Annotated in this window: 20 protein-coding genes and 1 tRNA gene; 13 read left to right on the forward strand and 8 right to left on the reverse strand. The window is 50.2% G+C overall.

Annotation, left to right across the window (positions count from 1 at the left end; translation table 11 throughout):
• Positions 1-229: 229 nt before the first annotated feature.
• The 4 genes from CFT61_RS08570 (at position 230) to tsaE (ending at position 3376) form a co-directional block, all read left to right on the forward strand.
• Entirely contained in the window at positions 230-826 is a 597-nt protein-coding gene (locus CFT61_RS08570; RefSeq protein ID WP_089544026.1) for a DNA-binding protein, read from the forward strand.
• 227 nt (positions 827-1053) lie between these two features.
• Complete coding sequence (locus CFT61_RS16955) at positions 1054-1149, forward strand: smalltalk protein (RefSeq protein WP_153090088.1); 96 nt, start codon at positions 1054-1056, stop codon at positions 1147-1149.
• A 185-nt stretch (positions 1150-1334) separates the two neighbouring features.
• Positions 1335-2948, forward strand: a complete 1614-nt coding sequence (locus CFT61_RS08575; protein ID WP_089544027.1) for a bifunctional response regulator/alkaline phosphatase family protein — start codon at positions 1335-1337, stop codon at positions 2946-2948.
• 17 nt (positions 2949-2965) lie between these two features.
• Positions 2966-3376, forward strand: a complete 411-nt coding sequence (tsaE, locus tag CFT61_RS08580) for a tRNA (adenosine(37)-N6)-threonylcarbamoyltransferase complex ATPase subunit type 1 TsaE (protein ID WP_089544028.1) — start codon at positions 2966-2968, stop codon at positions 3374-3376.
• A gap of 100 nt (positions 3377-3476) precedes the next feature.
• Here the strand turns inward: tsaE and trxA are convergent, their stop codons facing one another.
• Together trxA and dnaE are read right to left on the reverse strand one after the other, a co-directional pair.
• Positions 3477-3791, reverse strand: coding sequence for a thioredoxin (gene trxA / locus CFT61_RS08585; protein ID WP_089544029.1), 315 nt, complete (start codon positions 3789-3791; stop codon positions 3477-3479).
• A 47-nt stretch (positions 3792-3838) separates the two neighbouring features.
• Positions 3839-7549, reverse strand: a complete 3711-nt coding sequence (gene dnaE / locus CFT61_RS08590) for a DNA polymerase III subunit alpha (protein WP_089544030.1) — start codon at positions 7547-7549, stop codon at positions 3839-3841.
• Positions 7550-7687: 138 nt separating this feature from the next.
• Between dnaE and CFT61_RS08595 the strand changes: the two genes are divergently transcribed.
• The gene (locus tag CFT61_RS08595; protein ID WP_089544031.1) at positions 7688-8380 is read left to right on the forward strand and encodes a phosphatidylserine decarboxylase family protein; all 693 of its coding nucleotides are present in this window, start codon (positions 7688-7690) and stop codon (positions 8378-8380) included.
• A gap of 6 nt (positions 8381-8386) precedes the next feature.
• Positions 8387-9115, forward strand: coding sequence for a CDP-diacylglycerol--serine O-phosphatidyltransferase (gene pssA / locus CFT61_RS08600; RefSeq protein WP_089544032.1), 729 nt, complete (start codon positions 8387-8389; stop codon positions 9113-9115).
• A 153-nt stretch (positions 9116-9268) separates the two neighbouring features.
• Here pssA and pyrH read toward each other — a convergent pair whose 3' ends face one another.
• Genes pyrH through CFT61_RS08615 form a run of 3 tightly spaced genes read right to left on the reverse strand, consistent with a single transcriptional unit; the run spans position 9269 to position 11161 of the window.
• Positions 9269-9979, reverse strand: coding sequence for a UMP kinase (pyrH, locus tag CFT61_RS08605; protein ID WP_089544033.1), 711 nt, complete (start codon positions 9977-9979; stop codon positions 9269-9271).
• An 18-nt stretch (positions 9980-9997) separates the two neighbouring features.
• Entirely contained in the window at positions 9998-10750 is a 753-nt protein-coding gene (locus CFT61_RS08610) for a biotin--[acetyl-CoA-carboxylase] ligase (RefSeq protein WP_089544034.1), read from the reverse strand.
• 33 nt (positions 10751-10783) lie between these two features.
• A complete protein-coding gene (locus CFT61_RS08615) occupies positions 10784-11161 on the reverse strand; it encodes a YraN family protein (RefSeq protein WP_089544035.1) in 378 nt (125 codons plus the stop codon).
• Positions 11162-11313: 152 nt separating this feature from the next.
• Here CFT61_RS08615 and CFT61_RS08620 point away from each other — a divergent pair, with 152 nt between their 5' ends.
• The gene (locus CFT61_RS08620) at positions 11314-11760 is read left to right on the forward strand and encodes a nucleoside deaminase (RefSeq protein WP_089544036.1); all 447 of its coding nucleotides are present in this window, start codon (positions 11314-11316) and stop codon (positions 11758-11760) included.
• Between the two features lie 3 nt (positions 11761-11763).
• Here the strand turns inward: CFT61_RS08620 and CFT61_RS08625 are convergent, their stop codons facing one another.
• Positions 11764-12612 (reverse strand): hypothetical protein, encoded by an 849-nt coding sequence (locus CFT61_RS08625; protein WP_089544037.1) that lies wholly within the window; start codon positions 12610-12612, stop codon positions 11764-11766.
• Between the two features lie 41 nt (positions 12613-12653).
• Positions 12654-13385 carry a 16S rRNA (cytidine(1402)-2'-O)-methyltransferase gene (rsmI, locus tag CFT61_RS08630; RefSeq protein WP_089544038.1) on the reverse strand — a complete coding sequence of 244 codons (732 nt, stop codon included), beginning with the start codon at positions 13383-13385 and terminating at the stop codon, positions 12654-12656.
• Between the two features lie 95 nt (positions 13386-13480).
• Between rsmI and CFT61_RS08635 the strand changes: the two genes are divergently transcribed.
• From CFT61_RS08635 to CFT61_RS08655, 4 genes are all read left to right on the forward strand, one after another.
• A complete protein-coding gene (locus CFT61_RS08635; RefSeq protein ID WP_089544039.1) occupies positions 13481-14062 on the forward strand; it encodes a thymidine kinase in 582 nt (193 codons plus the stop codon).
• A 32-nt stretch (positions 14063-14094) separates the two neighbouring features.
• Complete coding sequence (locus tag CFT61_RS08640; protein ID WP_089544040.1) at positions 14095-15234, forward strand: AI-2E family transporter; 1140 nt, start codon at positions 14095-14097, stop codon at positions 15232-15234.
• Positions 15235-15311: 77 nt separating this feature from the next.
• Positions 15312-15384, forward strand: a tRNA-Lys gene (locus tag CFT61_RS08645).
• A gap of 508 nt (positions 15385-15892) precedes the next feature.
• The gene (locus tag CFT61_RS08655) at positions 15893-16549 is read left to right on the forward strand and encodes a DUF4840 domain-containing protein (RefSeq protein WP_089544042.1); all 657 of its coding nucleotides are present in this window, start codon (positions 15893-15895) and stop codon (positions 16547-16549) included.
• Between the two features lie 171 nt (positions 16550-16720).
• Here the strand turns inward: CFT61_RS08655 and xylE are convergent, their stop codons facing one another.
• Positions 16721-18181 (reverse strand): D-xylose transporter XylE, encoded by a 1461-nt coding sequence (xylE, locus tag CFT61_RS08660; RefSeq protein WP_089544043.1) that lies wholly within the window; start codon positions 18179-18181, stop codon positions 16721-16723.
• Positions 18182-18321: 140 nt separating this feature from the next.
• Between xylE and CFT61_RS08665 the strand changes: the two genes are divergently transcribed.
• Together CFT61_RS08665 and CFT61_RS08670 are read left to right on the forward strand one after the other, a co-directional pair.
• Positions 18322-19278, forward strand: coding sequence for a methylenetetrahydrofolate reductase (locus CFT61_RS08665; RefSeq protein ID WP_089544044.1), 957 nt, complete (start codon positions 18322-18324; stop codon positions 19276-19278).
• 13 nt (positions 19279-19291) lie between these two features.
• On the forward strand, positions 19292-20404 hold the full coding sequence (locus tag CFT61_RS08670) for an ATP-binding protein (protein WP_089544045.1): 1113 nt from the start codon (positions 19292-19294) through the stop codon (positions 20402-20404).
• Positions 20405-20435: the final 31 nt, after the last annotated feature.

Here is a 20435-nt window from a genome sequence, read left to right on the forward strand (position 1 = left end):
TTCTACCGAAAAACATAGGGAAACTCTCGGCTACTCATAGTTTTCTCATAGCTAACTGATAGACTTGTTTTTATTAACGGAAAACGGCGCAAATGTTAACGGCGTTTAACAGAACTCTGCGGGGTGATTTTTGGCGGTATCGGATATTTGCAGTACCTTTGCACTGTCGTTAGAAGAAAGGCTGCACTTTCTAAAAATAATTATTAACCCTTTAAAAAACTGATTGACTATGGGACAAGGAACTAGTAAGTATCGTAAGATTATGCGTACCCCTCAGACGGGTGAGAACGCTGGTAAGAAGCTCTGGTATGCTACTGCCGTGAGCGACCGTGAGATGAATTTCGAGGACTTCGTGACTCATATCTCTGAGCACAACTCTCCATACAGCCGAGGCACCATCCACGGTGTGCTGATGGATACCCTCGACTGCCTGAAGCATCTGATTCTGGACGGCAAGAGCGTGCGTTTCTCCGACCTCGGATTGTTCTCCATCGGTATGACTTCGCGTGGCGAGGTGAGCAAGGAGAAGGTGACAGCGGCAAGCGTGCTGGGCGTGCACCTGATTGTGAGAAATACAAAATCGTGGAGCAATGCCGAGCTGAAGAAGCTCACCAAGATCGTGGCTTACGATGATTATACTTCGGGAGCCGATGACGGCGGTGGAACTGAGAATACTCCGGGCGGAGGTGATACTAGCCAGGGCGCTGGCGGCGAGACCAATAAGGATAACGGCGGAACCAGCCAGGGCGGCGGTGGTACCAGCCAGGGGACTGGCGGCGGAACTGACAGCGGAACTGACGGCGGCGGCGACAACGTAAGTTTGTAAATCTTGCTTGATGCGGATTGCAAATCCGCAAAGCCCAAATAGGTTAGGTCGTTTTTTAACGGCGGATTGCAAATCCGCCGAAACGCCTAACGGATTACAAATCGCCGAAACGCCTAACGGATTGCAAATCCGCCGGAACGCCTAACGGATTACAAATCGCCGAAACGCCTAACGGATTGCAAATCCGCCGGAACGCCTAACGGAATTAATCACTAAAAAAACTGCTTATGAAGAAAGAAACTTGGAAAACCGTATTTCAGATAGTACTATCTATCTTGACCGCCATCGCCGCATCTCTGGGCGTGACGAGCTGCATGTCGTAGAACATTACAAACACTAACAAGAAGTGCCGGTAAGTAAAGCTTATCGGCACTTTTTTTTTCAATTAAGTTTCTTTAACCACAACTCTCTTCCGTCATTCAATTATTCTTTGTACTTTAGCACCTCGAAAATAAAAACATATCCTAAAAGGATACAGCAAAAAGATACTCTAAAAGGATAATGCAATATGAGCAACGGATTATTACTATGGATTGATGATGAGATTGAGCTCCTCAAGGCGCATATCATCTTCCTGGAGAAAAAAGGTTACGAGGTTGCCACGGTGAGCAATGGATCGGATGCCATCGAGCTATGCCGACAGCAATCCTTCGACCTCATCCTCCTCGATGAAATGATGCCTGGACTGAGCGGTCTGGAGACCCTGCAGCAAATCAAGGAAATCCAGCCCGCTACTCCCGTTGTGATGTGTACCAAGAGCGAAGAGGAAAACATCATGGACCAGGCTATCGGGTCGAAAATCGCCGACTATCTCATCAAGCCCGTCAACCCGAGCCAGATCCTGCTCTCGCTGAAAAAGAACATCCACCAAAAGGATATCGTGACTGAGATGACACAGAGCGGATACCAGCAGGACTACCAGCAGATTGCACTGAAGATGATGGACTGCCGTACCTGCAGCGACTGGATGGAGATTTACAGAAGACTCGTGAAATGGGAACTGGAACTGAGCGATACCGACAGCCAGATGACCGAGATGCTCGCCATGCAGAAGGAGGAGGCTAACATCGGATTCGCCAAATTCATCGCCAGGAACTATCTGGAATGGATAGACCTGATGAAGAATGGGAATGCCGGAAAGAATGGGAATGCCGAGAAGAATGGGAATGCATCTTCTTCCGACGACCGCCCGATGATGAGCCCGGATGTCTTCAGAAACAGAATCTTCCCGATTCTGGACAAGGGGGAGAAGGTATTCCTCATCGTGATAGACAACTTCAGATACGACCAGTGGAAGATGCTGGCGGCTGACATCGGCGAGCTGTTCGACATTGACGAGGATATGTATATGAGCATCCTGCCTACCGCCACGCAATACGCCCGGAACGCCATCTTCAGCGGTCTGATGCCCAACAGGATTGCCGAGATGTTCCCGGAGCTCTGGGTGGATGAAGACGAGGAGGAGGGCAAGAACCTGAACGAGGAGCCGCTGATACAGACAATGCTCGACAGATACCGCAAGCGATACAGCTTCAGCTATCACAAGGTGAACGATTCGCAGGGCGCCGACCGGTTTATGGAGCACTACAACGAATGCAGGGAGAAGGACCTGAACGTGCTGGTAATCAACTTCATCGATATGCTCTCGCATGCCCGGACGGAATCGAAGATGGTACGCGAGCTCGCCAATACGGAGAGTGCCTACCGCAGCATCACGCAGAGCTGGCTGCGCCACTCGGTGCTCTCGGAACTGTTCAGAAGACTGTCGCAGGATGACTGCAAGGTGGTGATTACCACCGACCACGGAAGCATCCGCGCCTCGAAGCCCATCAAGATCATCGGCGACCGCAACACGAATACCAACCTGCGCTACAAGCTGGGCAAGAACCTGGCCTGCAATGCCAAGGAGGTTTTCACCATCAGGGACCCGAAAAGGGCACAGTTGCCTGCTCCCAACCTGAGTACATCGTATGTCTTTGCCTACGGAGACGCCTTCTTCGCCTATCCGAACAACTACAATTACTACGTTTCGTACTACAAGGATACCTTCCAGCACGGTGGCATCTCGATGGAGGAAATGCTCATTCCGATCATCACCCTGACACCGAGAAAGAGAAATTAAAATTAAAAATTAAATATATGAAGATTAAGATTGATTCATTAGACAACATCCATGCTGCAGCCAAGGAATTCCTGCAGAACATGGGCGACGGCAAGGTCTTTGCCTTCTATGGCAAGATGGGTGCCGGAAAGACAACTTTCGTTAAAGCTATCTGCGAGGAACTGGGCGTGGAGGATGTAATCACCTCGCCTACCTTCGCTCTCGTCAACGAATACACTGCCGGAAACGGCGATCCTATCTACCATTTCGATTTCTACCGCATCAAGAAGATTGATGAGGTGTATGATATGGGATACGAGGATTACTTCTACAGCGGAAACCTCTGCTTCCTGGAGTGGCCGGAACTCATCGAGGACCTGCTGCCGGAGGATTGTACCAAGGTTACCATCACCGTGGAGGAAGATGGTAGCAGAAGCGTAGAATTCTAGAGGCTATTTCGCAAATTCGGATTCTAACAAAAAAGCATACGTCCCGATGCAGCTGATGCCGCACCGGGACGTATTATTTTTTTTAGTCTTCTGCCCTCTCTTACAGCAGAGCCTCAAACTTCTCCTTGAGGGTTGACTTGTTGGCTGCACCAACAAACTTGTCAACGAGCTGGCCACCCTTGAAGAAAAGGATAGTAGGGATATTGCGAACGCCAAACTCCATTGCGATGTCGTCGTTCTCCTCTACATCACACTTACCAACTACCAACTTACCGTCAAACTCCTCTGCCAATTCTGACACGATAGGAGCAATCTGGCGGCAAGGACCACACCATGTAGCCCACAAATCTACTACCAATGGCAACTCGCCATTCTTGTAACTCTCGAAATTCTCGGTTGTAATTGTTACTTCCATTTTTTTCTACCTTTTTATATAGTTAATAATATTCTCATGAATCATTTTTAATTGATCTGATACGACATCTTCGGATGGTCGTTGACAAACTGTATCAGATCTCTGCTCACTCCCACCGTGCGGTCCTGCGCACGCAGCAGCACATTGGTCTTGGTCTCGGCATCGTGAATCTGAAGGAAGAGCTGAGCCTTGCCCTCATCATTCTCCACCAGCGTCTTGATATCATTCACCAGCGTTTCGTCTATCACCGTACTGTCCACGATGATGGTAAACTTCTCCAGGCGGTTCTCCTTCACGGTCTGGAGATACTCCACGGTGCTGATCTTGAAGTCGAGATAGTTGCTGTTGCCGTAACGGGATACACACTTCGCCGTAACGAAGATGGTGCTGCCCTCTACCATGATGCCGCGCCAGTTGCCCCAGTCCTCACCGAAGAGCGCCAGCTCGCCCGATCCTTCGAAATCCTCGATGGTGACGAAGCCGCACGGCTTTCCGGTCTTGGTGAACTTGGATTTCACCCCGGTGATGATGCCGCCGAACACCACATCCTCCTTCTTGGCAAGCTCCACCTTGTCGCCCAGTTCTGAGCAGTGGGTATTGCAGAGGTTGCGGAGGATGATTTCGTAATCGTCGAGCGGATGAGCCGAGAGATAGATGCCCACGAGCTCACGCTCCCTGTTGAGCCTCTCGATGGTGCTCCAGGATTCAGCTTCCGGAACAGGAGGGGTGGCTATCTCCACCGCCTCTACGCCTCCGAAGAGCGAGGTGGCAGCCTCGCGCTGCTCCTGCTGGTAGAGCTGACCGTATCTTACGAGCGTATCCAGGAAGGTATCGCCCTTGCTGTTCTTGCCGAAATACTGCTCGCGGCGGATGCCGAAGCTGTCGAAACCGCCACTCAGAGCCAGACTTTCGAATGCCTTGCGGTTGACATTGGAGAAATCCACGCGCTCGGCAAAATCGAAGATGTTCTTATAAGGGCCGTTCTTCAGGCGCTCTGCCACGATGGCATCGGCGGCAGGAGTTCCCATTCCCTTGATGGCGGAGAGTCCGAAGCGTATCTCGCCATGCTCGTTCACACCGAAAGCACGGTAACTCTCGTTTACATCCGGTCCCAGGGTCTTGATGTCCATCGACTGGCACTCCTCCATCAGCTTGGTAATCTCGGTGATCTGCGCAAAGCGACGGGTCATCAGCGCTGCCATGTATTCGGCTGGATAGTGTGCCTTGAGATAGGCTGTCTGATAGGCTACCCAGGAATAGCAGGTGGCGTGCGACTTGTTGAAGGCGTAGGATGCAAACTTCTCCCAGTCGCCCCAGATCTTCTCGAGCACAGCCGGATCATGGCCGTTCTCCTGTCCCTGCTTGATAAACTTCGGCTTCATCGCATCTACGATAGCCTTCTTCTTCTTACCCATCGCCTTACGGAGGGCATCCGACTCGCCTCGGGTGAAGCTTGCCAGCTGGCGGGAAAGGAGCATCACCTGCTCCTGATACACCGTGATGCCGTAGGTATCCTTGAGGTATTTCTCCATGCAGGGGATATCGTAGGTGATGGCCTGCTGGCCGTTCTTGCGGGCGATGAAGTCGGGGATGTAATCCATAGGTCCCGGACGGTAGAGGGCGTTCATGGCGATGAGGTCCTCGAAAACCGTAGGCTTCAGCTCGCGGAGATACTTCTGCATACCCGGCGACTCGAACTGGAAGGTTCCGATGGTCTGGCCGCGCTGGTAGAGCTGATAGGTAAGCTCATCATCGATAGGGATGGTATCGAGATCTACGACATCGCCCGTGGTCTGCTTGATTACCTTGCACGCCTCCTTCATCTCGGAGAGGGTCTTCAGACCCAGGAAGTCCATCTTGATGAGTCCGGTGGTCTCGATCACGTGACCGTCGTACTGGGTTACTGCCGTCTTCAGTCCCGGGAAATCAGGGTCATCGGCGGTAGATACAGGCACCCAGTTGCTGATAGGGTCGCGGCAGATGATGAATCCGCAGGCATGGATACCCGTGCCGCGGATGGTACCCTCGAGCATGCGGGCATACTTGATGGTATTGCTCTCGCGGGGGTCGCTGGAGTATTCTGCCTCCTTCAGCTCCGGGGTATATTTGATGGCATTGGCAAGGTTCATCTTCGCTCCGTCGGGCAGACGGTCGGGAATCGCCTTGCAGAGTGCATTCGCCTTGTCCAAAGGCAGCTTCTCTACGCGCGCCACATCCTTGATGGAGTTCTTGGTGGCCATCGAACCGTATGTAATAATGTGGGCACAGTTCTCGTGACCGTACTTATCCATTACCCAGCGCAACACCTTGCCTCGGCCGTCGTCATCGAAGTCGGTATCGATATCAGGCAGGTTCACACGGTCCGGGTTCAGGAAACGCTCAAACAGCAGGTCGTACTTCAGAGGGTCGATCTTGGTGATTCCCAGGCAATATGCCACTACGGAACCTGCCGCTGATCCACGCCCCGGGCCCACCATTACGCCCAGCTCTTCGCGTGCCGCCCTGATGAAGTCGGACACGATGAGGAAGTAGCCCGGGAAACCCATGGTCTTCATCACGTGGAGCTCGAAGTTCACGTGCTCATCCACATTCTCGGGCAGCGGATCGCCATAAAGCTTCCTGGCTCCCTCGTAGGCGAGGTGGCGCAGGTATTCTGCCTCAAACTTGATGCGGTATATCTTGTCGTAGCCGCCCAGACGGTCGATTACCTTCTGACCTTCCTCGGGCGACAGCTGGTTCTCTCCATTCTCATCAGTGGTAAACTCCCTGTAGAGGTCTTCTTCCGACACCTTCTGGCGCAGCTGCTCCTCGGTACCGAAACTCTCCGGAATGGGGAAGAACGGCATGATAGGACCATGGTCGATGCTGTAGATTTCCACCTTATCCAATACTTCGAGGGTATTCGAGAGCGCCTCGGGCACATCAGCGAACACTTCGTTCATTTCCTCGCGGGTCTTGAACCACTCCTGCTTGGAGTAGCGCATGCGGTTAGGATCGTCCAGGTCCTTGCCGGTGGCGATGCAGAGCAGATGGTCGTGCGCCTCGGCAGTCTCCTTGTCCTCGAAGTGGCAGTCGTTGGTGCATACGAGCTTGATGCCGTATTCCCTGGCAAACTCGATGAGCACCTTGTTCGCCTTCTGCTGCAGTTCGTAAGCCTCGCGGTTGGCGAGCAGGCTCGGATCATCGGGCACCTTGTGGCGCTGCAGCTCCAGGTAATAGTCATCGCCGAAGAGATTGTGATACCACTCGCAGGCCTCACGGGCTCCGGCGATATCGCCCTTCAGGATCTTGGCTGGCACCTCGCCGGCGATACATGCCGAGCAGACGATAAGGTCTTCGTGATACTTCTCCAGGTCGGCACGGTCAGTTCGAGGGCGCATGTAGTATCCATCCACCCACGAATTGCTCACCAGCTTGATGAGGTTCTTGTATCCGTTATAGTTCTTGGCGAGCACGATGAGGTGATAACCACTCATATCGCCCTTGTCCTTCTCGCGGTCGCCCTTGGTGCGTCGTGCCACATACATCTCGCAACCGATGATGGGCTTGAAGGGTTCGAGCCCCTCCTTCTTGCGGTCTTTGTTGACCTTTCCGCAATAGTCAACCAGCTCCTTGATGCCGAACATCACACCATGATCGGTTACTGCCATACCCTTCATACCATCCTTGATGGCCTTGTCCACCAGACGTGGAATCTTGGACTGGCCGTCGAGGATGGAATACTGTGTATGGACGTGTAAATGAACAAAATCTTCCATTTTTTGCGTTAAAATTCGTAATTTGAGAACAAAGTTACTGCTAAAAGTTGATATTGCCAAAAGAAATGGGAGAAAAATTTGCAAAAACGATAAAAATGACGTACCTTTGCACCGAAAATAAAAACGTAAACCTTTCTCATGGGACAAAAAATCAAGAAACTAAAAAAGATAAGAATTCACCGCGAAGGCACCGACCAGCTGGTGTTCGGCGGTATAGCACTGGTGGCTGTCGCAGCAGTACTGTGGATGGCCTTTGACAACAAGATACCTTTCTGGGCATTCCTTGTGGTCTTCGGTGTAGTATATGGTATCGTGCTCAACTTCTACCGATGCCCGATCAGATTCCTGAACGTGGAAGATACCGAGAAACTCGTGGTAGCTCCTGCCGACGGCAAGATCGTGGTGATAGAGGAAGTGGAGAATGCACCTTACTTTAACGATAAGCGACTGATGATTTCCATCTTCATGAGCCTTTGGAACGTACATGCCAACTGGTTTCCGGTGGATGGCAAGGTGAAGTTCGTGAAGCACGAGGACGGAAAGTTCCTGAAGGCATGGCTGCCTAAGGCGAGCGAGGAGAACGAGCACGCCGACACGATGATCACCACCCCTGAGGGTGTGGATGTATTGTGCCGACAGATTGCCGGTGCCGTAGCCCGCCGCATCGTAACCTATGCCAAGGAGGGAGAAGAGTGCTACATCGATGAGCATCTCGGATTCATCAAACTGGGTTCACGAGTGGATGTGTATCTGCCTCTCGGCACGGAAGTATGCGTGAAGATGGGACAGTCAACCACAGGTGATCAGACAATCATAGCAAAACTGAAATAAGAAAAAATGAGTATTAAGAAGCATATTCCAAACACGATTACCTGCTGCAACCTCATCTCAGGCTGCATCGCTACATCGTTTGCCTTCGGGGGAAATCCCGAAATGGCACTGTTGTGGATTATCATTGGAGCTGTTTTTGACTTTTTCGATGGTATGAGCGCCCGCTTGCTGCACGTTTCATCGCCTATCGGCAAGGAGCTGGACTCGCTTGCCGACGATGTGACCTTTGGCGTAGCACCCGCCACCATCGTATTCTCACAACTCTTTGTAATGGAGTATCCGGAGTTTCTGGAGCCTTTGCGCCCTTGGTTGCCATACGTAGCCTTCATCATCGCAGCTTTCTCTGCCCTGAGACTGGCGAAGTTCAACCTGGATGAGCGCCAGACAACCTCTTTCATCGGCGTACCTACGCCAGCCAATGCGCTGTTCTGGGGTTCGCTGGTAGTAAGCAGCCCCAGCTGGATTACCAACCAGAGCTGGTCGATATATCTCGTGCTGGCGCTGATTTTCATCACCAGCTTCCTGCTGGTATGCGAGTTGCCGCTGTTCGCCCTGAAGTTCAAGCAGTGGTCGTTCAAGGGCAACGAGGTGAAGTATTGCTTTGTCGGTTTCGCCATCGCCGTTCTTGCGGTATCTGTGGCTGCCGAAGGAGCAAGAGGATTCCTGGAGGGATGGTGGCCTATCATCCTGATGTACGTACTTCTCTCCTGGATGATGTTTTTGAAAAAGAAATAAGAACATAGGTTTTGTCATGTTTTTTCTTCGGAAGGACATGGAAATTTTGAAGAAGGGTATCAGCTTTCTTCAAATGATAAAAAGATTGGGGAATAACAAAGGCTTACTTCCGGCGGGAAGTAAGCCTTATCTTTTTTATATGATCTCTGATGATTAGTTGTGTACGAGCGTACCAATCTCCTCACCTTCCATCACCTTCTTCAGGTTGCCTACTACATCCATATTGAATACGTAGATAGGAAGGTCGTTCTCCTTGCACATGGTAGTAGCCGTGAGGTCCATCACCTTCAAGCCCTTGGTGTAGATTTCATCATAGGTGATGTCCTTGAACTTGGTAGCGGTAGGATCCTTCTCAGGGTCGGCGGTATAGATGCCGTCCACACGGGTACCCTTGAGCATCACGTCTGCCTCAATCTCGATACCACGGAGAGAAGAACCGGTATCGGTAGTGAAATATGGGCTTCCTGTACCTGCAGAGAAGATGCAGATGTAGCCGTCTTCCATTGCCTCGATTGCCTTCCACTTGGTGTAGAACTCACCGATAGGCTCCATGCGGATAGCTGTAAGCACCTTGTTCTTCACGCCCAGCGCACCGAGGGCACTGCTCAGGGCGAGAGAGTTGATGACGGTGGCACACATACCCATCTGGTCGCCCTTCACACGGTCGAATCCCTTCTGGCTTCCGCTCAATCCACGGAAAATGTTACCACCACCGATCACGATACCGATCTGCACGCCCATCTCGTGAACTTCCTTAATCTGCTTAGCATAATCACTCAAGCGCTCAGGGTCGATGCCGAAGCTCTGCTTGCCCATCAGGCTCTCACCGCTCAACTTCAAAAGAATTCTTTTAAACTTTGCCATAAATATCTTGTTTAATGTTTATTGTTTCATATTTGCTGAAGGAATCAGGAACCTGATTTCGCCGAAGGCATACGACCGGATCATTCCCTTCCTGTCGTGAAGGATGAGATGGCCGTCATCTTCCACCTCTACGAAGGCACCCTCGAACTTTCCGTCGGCATCCTCGTACCAGTGGAATCCCTTGCGGCGGTAGAGCGAGAGATGATAGATGCCCGAAACATCCATATAGTCGGCACGGCGGAGCAGCTCATAATACTTCTTGAATGCCTCGATGATCTTCTGCAGCACCTCTTCCCTATCCACCTCGTGACCCAGAATCTGAGCCAGGGATACCGGATTGGGCGCATCGCTGTGGAACTCGGTCTGATTGATGTTCACCCCGGTACCGAAGATGCATCGCTTGATGCCCTTGGAATCGATAGAGGTCTCTATCAGCGTGCCGCTGATCTTCCTGTCGTTCCAATATACATCGTTCGGCCATTTCAGCGTAATGCCGTCGGTATAGGTATCCAGGGCATCCTTGACGGCTAGGGCTCCTGCCTCTGAGAGCAGGAACTGCTGGCGTACGGGCACCCAGGTAGGAGTCATCAGCAAACTGAACAGGAGGTTCTTGCCCGGTTCGCTCTCCCAGGTATGCGTGCCCTGTCCCCTGCCTGCCGTCTGATAATCGGCTACAGCCACGATGAGCGTATCATCCTCGCAGGCTTTCATTCCCTTCAGGAAGGTATTCGTAGAATCCACTTCCTGCATTCTTATGATCTTTGTTTCCATTTTCACCTTATTATATATATGTAAGCATCTGCCTCAAAGGATGAGCATCGGATTGAAGGCATCCTTGAGATGCTGCAGACTCTTCACCTGATGTTCGCTTCCCACGATGGAGATGACATCGAAGCGCAACTCTTTGTCCACCTGGCATTCCTTGACATAGGCATTGGCAGCTATGGCAAGATTCCTCATCTTGCCGGGGGTGACAGCCTCTTCGGGCTGCTGGTATTCCTCGCCGGTGCGGGTCTTCACCTCTACCACCACCAGGGTGTTGCCATCGGGAGTATAGGCAAGGATATCCAGGTCGCGGCGGCCTAGCCTCCAGTCACGATCTATGATGGTATAGCCCTCATCTTCCAGATAGAGCGCAGCCTCATCTTCTCCCCATTTGCCCAAATCATTATGTTCAGCCATAGATTATTCTCTTTAGTTTACCTCTGGCGGCATCATTTTCCGCCCAAAAGGCACTATTACTATGCAAAAATAATACTTTTCTTTCATCCATCAAAGTTTTTTATGTATTTTTGCACAAAAATAGAAAAAGAGAAATCATAAAGAATAGAAATATGGAAGACAATCTGAAAAAAGACGAAGAATATATGCGCCGTGCGCTGATGGAGGCACAGGCGGCATTCGACGAAGACGAGATTCCGGTAGGTGCCGTCATCGTTTGCAGGGACCGCATCATCTCGAGAGCCCACAATCTTACGGAGATGCTTACCGATGTTACCGCCCATGCCGAGATGCAGGCGATTACATCCGGAGCGAACATGCTGGGCGGAAAATACCTGAAAGACTGTACCCTCTATGTCACCGTAGAGCCGTGCGTGATGTGCGCCGGAGCCTTGGGATGGTCGCAAATCAGCCGTGTGGTGTATGGTGCCGGAGATGAAAAAAGGGGCTATACAAAATATGCGCCCGATGCACTGCATCCTAAGACAACAGTTACATCGGGCGTATTGGAAGATGAGTGCCGCGCACTCATGCAGGATTTCTTTCAGAGAAAGAGATAATCATTACTTCACGAGAACAACCAGGTACTTGCTGGTGCTCCAGAAAATCTGAGAGTTGGTGATGCGGAGAGTATATTGCTTGTTGGCATCACGAACCAGAGTATAAGAGCTTGAAGGATGAGTAGTGAGCAACTTGGCTGACTTAGAATAGAGCTTGATCTCAGAAACCTCACGGATATCTACCTTTGTAAAGTAGCTCTTGTTGAAGTTACCGGTCATAACCTTGCCATTCTCCATGATGTGCTGGTTCTTCAGCTCCTTCTTGGTACCGAATACATACCATGCAGTGTTGAGCTGCTTATCCTGAGCATTGATCACCTCAGTCTTCTTACTGCTTTCCTTGGTAAGGTTGCTGGTCTTGGTGTTCAAGTTGTTGATAGTCTCATCAAGAGCTGCAATGTGGATATCCTTGCTATCCAACTCCTCACGGAGTGCCTGGAGCTGCTTCTCCTTCTCAACCAGCTGCTTCTGCAGGTTCTCGATGGTCTTCTTGAGCTGGTCGCCCTGGATAGAGCTGTTAGCCAACTGCTTCTGCAACTTGGCGAGGAGCTCCTTGTTCTGCTTCATGCGAGTAGCGATGAACTGCACATCCTCCTTGAGTTTCTGTCTCTTGGTGGCACCCTCGCCATTCTTCAAGAGCACCACGCGGTTCTCAGCCTCATTGATCTGGTTGAGACCATCCTCAATCTCATTCAGAGTACCCAGCATATCATTCAGTTCGCTATCCTTCTGCGCAATGATGCTGTTGAGCGAATCTGATTGAGCCGCATTGTTAGCGGCATTGTTCTTGCCGTCGTTACATCCTGTTAAAACAAAGGCTGCGAGGCACGCCATCATTAATAGCTTTTTCATAATCCTTCTCCTTTTTGTTAATTTTATGATTAATACTTTATTTATTTATTATTCTTACGCTCTTCGCGTCGCTTTTCCTTCAATTCCTCCTTCAGCTGCTTGGGATCCTTACCCGCCAGCACGATGACGAACTCGCCGCGCGGTTCCGTCTCCAGGAAGTGGGCGATTACCTCGGCAAGGCTTCCACGCACACTTTCCTCGTGCAGCTTCGAGATTTCACGGCAGCAGCTCACCTGTCTGTCTTCTCCAAAAACCTCGGCAAACTGCTGCAAGGTCTTCACCACTCTATAGGGTGACTCGTAGAAGATCATGGTGCGCACCTCATCCTTGAGTGATTCCAGATAGGTTTGTCTGCCCTTCTTCTGCGGGATGAATCCCTCGAAGCAGAATCTGTCGCAAGGTAATCCGGACGACACGATGGCTGGGATACAAGCCGTAGGTCCCGGAAGGGTCTGCACGGTGATGCCTGCTTTCGCAGCCTCACGAGCCAGATAGAAACCAGGGTCGCTGATGCCTGGGGTTCCTGCATCACTGATCAAGGCGATGGTCTCACCAGCCTTCAATCGCTCTACGATGCCAGCCGATGTGCCATGCTCATTAAACTTATGATGCGCCACTAATCGATTTTTAATATCGAAATGCTTAAGCAGGACGCTCGATGTTCGAGTGTCCTCAGCGAGCACCATATCTGCCTCTTTCAAGACCCGGATGGCTCGCATTGTCATGTCCTCCATATTGCCTACTGGAGTCGGTACGATATATAATATGCCCATAAGTGGGTACAAATGTAGTTAATTAATCTTTCATAGCAAAAAAAACTGCGTATCTTTGCATTTTTTAAAACCTTATTAGTAATTTTGTCCCCGAAATGACTGAAATACTGAATGGGGAGGCACACCGTCCCGGAAGAATTGAAGTGGTGTGCGGATCGATGTTCTCCGGAAAAACCGAGGAACTGATCCGAAGAATGAAGCGTGCCAGCTTCGCCAGACAGAAGGTGGAAATCTTCAAGCCGGCGATAGATACGCGCTACTCCGAAGACAATGTAGTGAGCCATGACCAGAATTCTATCCGATCTACTCCTATTGAATCTTCCGGATCGATATTGCTATTGGCTTCGGATATCGACGTGGTCGGTATCGACGAGGCTCAGTTTCTGGACAATGGATTGGTGGAGGTCTGCAACGAACTCGCCAACCGCGGCGTACGCGTCATCGTGGCGGGGCTGGATATGGATTTCAAGGGTGTTCCCTTCGGTCCGATTCCTGCACTCTGTGCCATCGCCGACGAGGTGACCAAGGTGCACGCCATCTGCGTGAAGTGCGGTGCACTGGCATACGTCAGCCATCGACTGGTGGCTAACGACAAGCGCGTGCTCCTGGGTGAGCAGGATGAATACGAGCCGCTCTGCAGAGACTGCTACCAGAAAGCCATCAGCCAGGAGAAATAGATGAAAGTATCAAAATTCAAAGTTCAAGGTAAATGAGTAAGGAGATTACATTCGACAAGTTCATCAGATGGGCTGGTATCGTTACCCTCGTCATTGCAGTACTCTACATCACCAACTATCTGAGTGAGGTACTGCTTCCTTTCTTTATAGCATGGTTTTTCGCATACCTGCTCTATCCCGTCGTGAAGTTCATCGAGAATAAACTCCATGTCAAGGTTCGTGCCATCTCCATTCTTCTGGCAATGGGAGCTGCGATTGCCATCGTGGGGGGTGTCATCTGGCTCATCATCCCACCGATGATCGACCAGTTTGACAAACTGGGAGAAGTGTTGACCCGATGGGTTCATCAAACCACCCATACCAACAATCTCACGATGCTGATCAAGGAGTGGCTGCAGGACAACCAGACCACCATAGAACGATTCTTGAAGAGCAAGGACTTCAGCGATGCCCTGAAGACTACGATGCCGAAGGTTTTCTCGGTAGTGAGCCAGACGGCAACCGTGCTGATGAGTATCGTGGCATCCATGATTACCTTATTATATATGTTCTTCATCCTGCTCGATTACGAAACCCTGACAGCCAACTGGGTGCGCATCTTCCCGAAGAAGAACCGTCCGTTCTGGTCGGCACTGATGAAGGATGTAGAGCGCGAGCTCAACAACTATATCCGAGGCCAGGGAATGGTGGCGCTCTGCATGGGCATCATGTTCTGCATCGGCTTCACCATCATCGGCTTTCCGATGGCGATAGGTCTGGGCATTCTGATCGGCATCATGGACCTGGTGCCGTATCTTCATACCTTTGCCCTCATTCCTACGGCATTCCTGGCAATGCTCAAGGCGGCAGATACGGGACAGAACTTCTGGGTAGTCTTCGGACTGGCGGTATTGGTATTCTGCGTGGTGCAGGTGATTACGGATATGGTGGTTACGCCGAAGATTATGGGCAAGGCGATGGGCCTGAACCCAGCCATCCTGCTCCTGAGTCTTTCGATATGGGGTGCTCTGCTGGGCTTCCTGGGGCTGATTGTTGCCCTTCCGCTCACCACCCTTCTCATAGCTTATTGGCAGCGGTATGTAACGAGAGAAAAGCCGCAATATGAAGAGAAATTAGGGCAGGAACCACCGGAAACTGCCACTGAAACGGGTAAAATAGAAGAAAAACAATAAAAAAACGACTAAATATTTGGTGATTTCAAAAAATAGTCGTACCTTTGCACTCGCTTTTGAACATAAAGTTAGAGATTGACTCGCTAGCTCAGCTGGTAGAGCACAACACTTTTAATGTTGGGGTCATGGGTTCGAGCCCCATGCGAGTCACAGTCTCAGAAAAGGACTTTCCACTAAGGGAAGTCCTTTTTTCGTATATGGTTCGGAAATTGAAAGCTTTTGCCCTTTCAGGGCGACAGTCCTACATACGAAACTACCCAGGGCGATGCCCTGGGCTGTGAGCTTCTGCCCTTTCAGGGCGTGTGGAGCAAACTTGCTAACTCCAGCAGACCAAGTGGAGCAAACTTGCGCCCTGAAGGGGCAAAAGCTCCTAGCCCAGGGCAACACCCTGGGATAAACAGTAAGCAAGCCTGCGCCCTGAAAGGGCAAAAGCTTTAGAAACTGCAGGAGAAGAAATCTTTTAACTCTCATTAACTAAAAACAGATGCAAGATTCTTGCTTTTCTGCGTTTTACATAATGGAATGTAGGGCAAAAATGCCCTCGGATACCAAAAGGTGCCGGAAAGATTCCCACATAGAAACAAAAAATTAGAATAAAATAAAATTTCATAAGACAAAAATAACAATAACAAAAGACAAAATAAAATTTCATAAGACAATGAAGAAAATTACATTATTCTCAATCCTGGCTGTACTCTTTGCAGCTATGTCATTCACCTCTTGTAATACTGACGGTGACAGCGGTATGAACATCCTGACTCTTGAGCAGCAGAAGAGCTTCCAGTATGCTATGGCAGCAGGTTCATACAACAACATGACCATCCTCTACGAAAAAAAGAATGATGCCAACGTAAAAAATCAGGTTGACTCTGTTCCATCAGCATGCAGCATCAGCATGTACGGCGACAGCACCATAACCATATATAGCTTCCCAGTAGCTGCACTCGCTGAGCACATCTCCAACAAGGATTTGGCTGCTGCCATCGCCAAGGAGGTTCCAAGAACCATCAAGTGCAAGTATAATGTAATGCCAAACAGTACTTCTGAAGTAGCTTACTTCATTGCTTGTCCTGAAGCAATCAATCTGAATCTGACTTATGGCACAGACAACAAGAGCCACAAGGTAGTGCTCTATTTCATCCCTAGCCAGATGTATTACGGCTACTGCTCACTCAAGGAGCCAAGACAGCTGGGCTTCCAGTTCGCGCTCTATCAGATCTGGGTGGATGGCTACCAGACCAACTTCATCCAGAACTCAACCAACTCTGCTAACACCACAGTAGGTTTCCTCTTCCGCAACGCATGGAAGAAGTAAAAAGAGAGGGCTAGAGAATTCAAATTCAAGAAATAAAGTTAATACTCTTTTAAATACAAACAACTTACAAATATATGGTCTGAATTTATCACTCAGCGTGAAAACTACATAAAAAGGCGCGATAGCTATCCTGCTATCGCGCCTTACTTTTTTATTCTATATTTCAGTATCCTAATCTTTCTTCCAGAGCTTGCTCATATCCTCCAAGCTCTTGCCCTTGGTTTCAGGTACCAGCTTCCATACGAAGATGGCTGCAACGATACAGATGGCACCATACAGACCATAGGTAAACCAATGACCGAAATCATCGCCCGGAGTCAGGTGCATATTGAACATCGGTACAAAGGTAGAGCTGACGATGAAGTTGAATATCCACTGGAAAGCTACGGCAATCGCCACAGCCGCACCACGGATGGTATTCGGGAAAAGCTCGGCAATAAGCACCCAGGCAATAGGTCCCCAGGAGAACATAAAGCTGGCACTATATACCATGATACTCAGCATGGTAACCGTACTCAAGGCTTCATTTCCAAAGGTCAAGGCTACGCCCAAGGCTCCTGCTGCCATGCCGATGGAACCAAAGATAAGCAATGGCTTGCGACCCAGCTTCTCTACCGTAAAGACGGCTACCAGCGTAAACGAGATATTCACAATACCCATGATGACGGTCTGAACCATCGGATTACCCATTCCCATATCCTGGAAGATACGAGGCGCATAATAGAGCACCGCATTGATACCCACTGCCTGCTGGAATACAGAAAGCATCACGCCCACAAAGATACACATAAAGCCATAGGAGAAGAGCTTCTCGGTCTTCACGGTCACCGTATTCTTGATATCGTGGATAATCTCACGTGCCTTCTCAGAACCATTGATCTTGGCAAGCACGCCGTATGCCTTCTCATCCTGTCCGATCATCACGAGATAACGAGGAGTCTCTGGTACGAAGCAGATCAGGAAGGTGAACAGTCCTGCCGGAACCATCTCGCTACCAAACATATATCTCCAACCCGTCTCGATGGTCCACTGCGCATCCACCATATTGGCGATAGCACCCGCAGCATCATAGATAGGATTGGCATGGGAACCCATAATGATGAAATTGACGAAGTAAACCACCAGCTGACCGAAGATGATGGCAAACTGATTGCAGCTCACCAGCATACCGCGCATATTGCTCGGAGCGATTTCGCCGATATACATCGGACAGATGGCAGAAGCCATACCTACACCGATACCACCCAGCACACGATAGAAGTTGAATACCACCAGCAACGTCCAGTCGGCATGTCCCTGAGGCAGGAGATAAGATTCCGGTTCCATGGATCCCCAGGCTGAGAGGAAGAAGCAGACACCCGCAAAGATGAGCGAGCGCTTGCGACCCAGTCTGCTGGCGAAAAGACCGGAAAGCGAACTACCGATGATACAGCCGATCAGCGCACTGGAAGAAGTGAATCCGTGCATCACATCGGTGTATTCGAAATCACCGGCACCCTTGAAGAATGCCTGCAAACCCTTCTCGGCACCTGATATCACTGCGGTATCGTAACCGAAAAGCAAGCCACCCAATACGGCGACCATCACAATCGAGAAAAGATAGGCCTTAGAGCCCGTTTGTTGTTGTTCCATTTTACTATAGGTTATTTTTTTATTTGTTTATTTTTATATTTTTATCTGTTTATTTTAAAATAATACGCATAATCTGCACATTTCCCCTATTTTTTTTGTAAATTTGCAACCAAAATAAGAGCACATAGATATTACGTAATATGAACATCGCAGAATTCTTACATCAGAAGGGCGACAAAAGAGGCTTCTCTTTCGAGGTTTTGCCACCTCTCAAGGGTAATGGCACTGCGGCTCTCTTCCGCACCATCGACAGCCTCAAAGACTTCGACCCACGGTTTATCAACATTACCACACACCACAGCGAGTATGTTTACAAGGAACTGGAAAACGGTCTCCTCACTCGTCAGCGTGTGCGTCGCCGCCCTGGCACCGTTGCCATCGCAGGCGCAATCCAGAACAAGTACGACATCCCTGTCATCCCTCACGTCATCTGTAGCGGTGCCACGAAGGAAGACATCGAATACGAATTGCTCGATCTCCAGTTTCTGGGCATCAGCAATATCCTTGTGCTGAGAGGCGACAAGGCGAAGGAAGACCGACAGTTTACTCCAACAGAAAACGGTCATTCCAATGCCACCGACCTGCTGAAACAAGTAAACCAGTTTAACGACGGTTTCTTCTTCGACGGCACCCCGATCAAGCATCCGGGTGATAAATTCTGCTGTGGCGTAGCCTGCTATCCGGAGAAGCACGAAGAGGCTCCCAATCTGGAGATGGATATGCAGCATCTCCTGGAGAAGCAGCAGTTGGGCGCTGACTATGCCATCACCCAGCTCTTCTACGACAACGAGAAATTCTATGCTTTCGTTGAGAAGGCTCGCCAGATGGGCATCACCATCCCTATCGTTCCGGCGCTGAAGCCATTCGCCAAGCTGAGTCAGCTCACCATGGTACCAAAGACCTTCCATTGCGACATCCCGGAAGCTCTGGCGCAGGAGGTTTTGAAGTGCAAGAGCGATGAAGATGCCAAGGCACTCGGTATCGAGTGGACGACTGCCCAGGTGAAAGATCTCTTCGATCACGGATACAATCATATCCATTTCTTCACCGTTTCGGCGGTAGATAGCGTGAAACAGATAGCTAAAATTTTATTTTAAAGTTCAAAGTTCAATGTTAAATAGTGAAGTGATAGGTCAGCAAGATATATGGAACCGTCTGATGGAGATGGTTCAGGAGAATCGTGTGCCTCATGCACTGATGTTCTGCGGTCCACAAGGTTGTGGAAAACTGGCAGTGGCGCTGGCTTTTGCCAGCTATCTGCTGGGCGATTCCCCGATGCTGAGAAAATGGGAGCATCCCGACCTGCACTTCACCTTCCCTACCATCAAGACATCCGAGATGAGCGGCGACCATACGCCCGTAAGTCTCGACTTTATGAAAGAATGGCGTGAGATGCTCCTCCAGGAAGGTCCGTATGTGCTGATCAGCGACTGGATGCAGCGCATGGGAAAGACTGATGCCGACTTCAACAAGCAGGCAATCATCACCGCCGATGAGACCGACAATCTTTCGAGAGAACTGAGTATGATGTCGAGTCAGGGCGGATACAAGATCAGTCTGATATGGTTGCCGGAGCGTATGAACCTCACGAGTGCCAACAAGATATTGAAACTGCTGGAAGAGCCGCCTCATCAGACACTCTTCCTCCTGGTAAGCGAACAACCGGAACTCCTGCTCGAAACCATCAGAAGCCGCGCACAGCGTATCGACATGAAGAAGATTGAAACTTCCGAGGTGGAGAAAGCGCTCATAGAACGAAGAGCGCTGGATGCAGAATCAGCCCACCGCATTGCCCGAATCGCCAACGGCAACTGGAACCATGCGCTGGAGGAGCTGGACTCTGGCAATGAAAACCGCCAGCATCTGGATATGTTCATCATGCTGATGCGCCTCTCCTATATGCGCAACATCCACGATTTGAAGAAGTGGAGCGAGGTGGTTGCCACCTTCGGCAGAGAGAAGCAGAAGCGAATGCTCGATTACTTCATGCACATGCTGCGCGAGAGTTTCATGTATAATTTCCGCCAGCCGGAACTCAGTTACATGACACAGGAGGAGGAGAATTTCGCCAGGAACTTCGCCCGATTCATCAACGAGGCGAATATCATCGACATCTCCAATCTCTTCGAGGAAAGCAAGCGATTCATCGCCCAGAATGCCAACCCGAAAATCGTGTTCTTCGACCTGGCGCTGAAGAATATCGTTCTGCTCATCAGAAAATAAAGGAAATACATCCCCCGAAAGGGCAATATAT

The organism is Segatella copri, from assembly GCF_002224675.1.
Classification (GTDB): domain Bacteria; phylum Bacteroidota; class Bacteroidia; order Bacteroidales; family Bacteroidaceae; genus Prevotella; species Prevotella copri_U.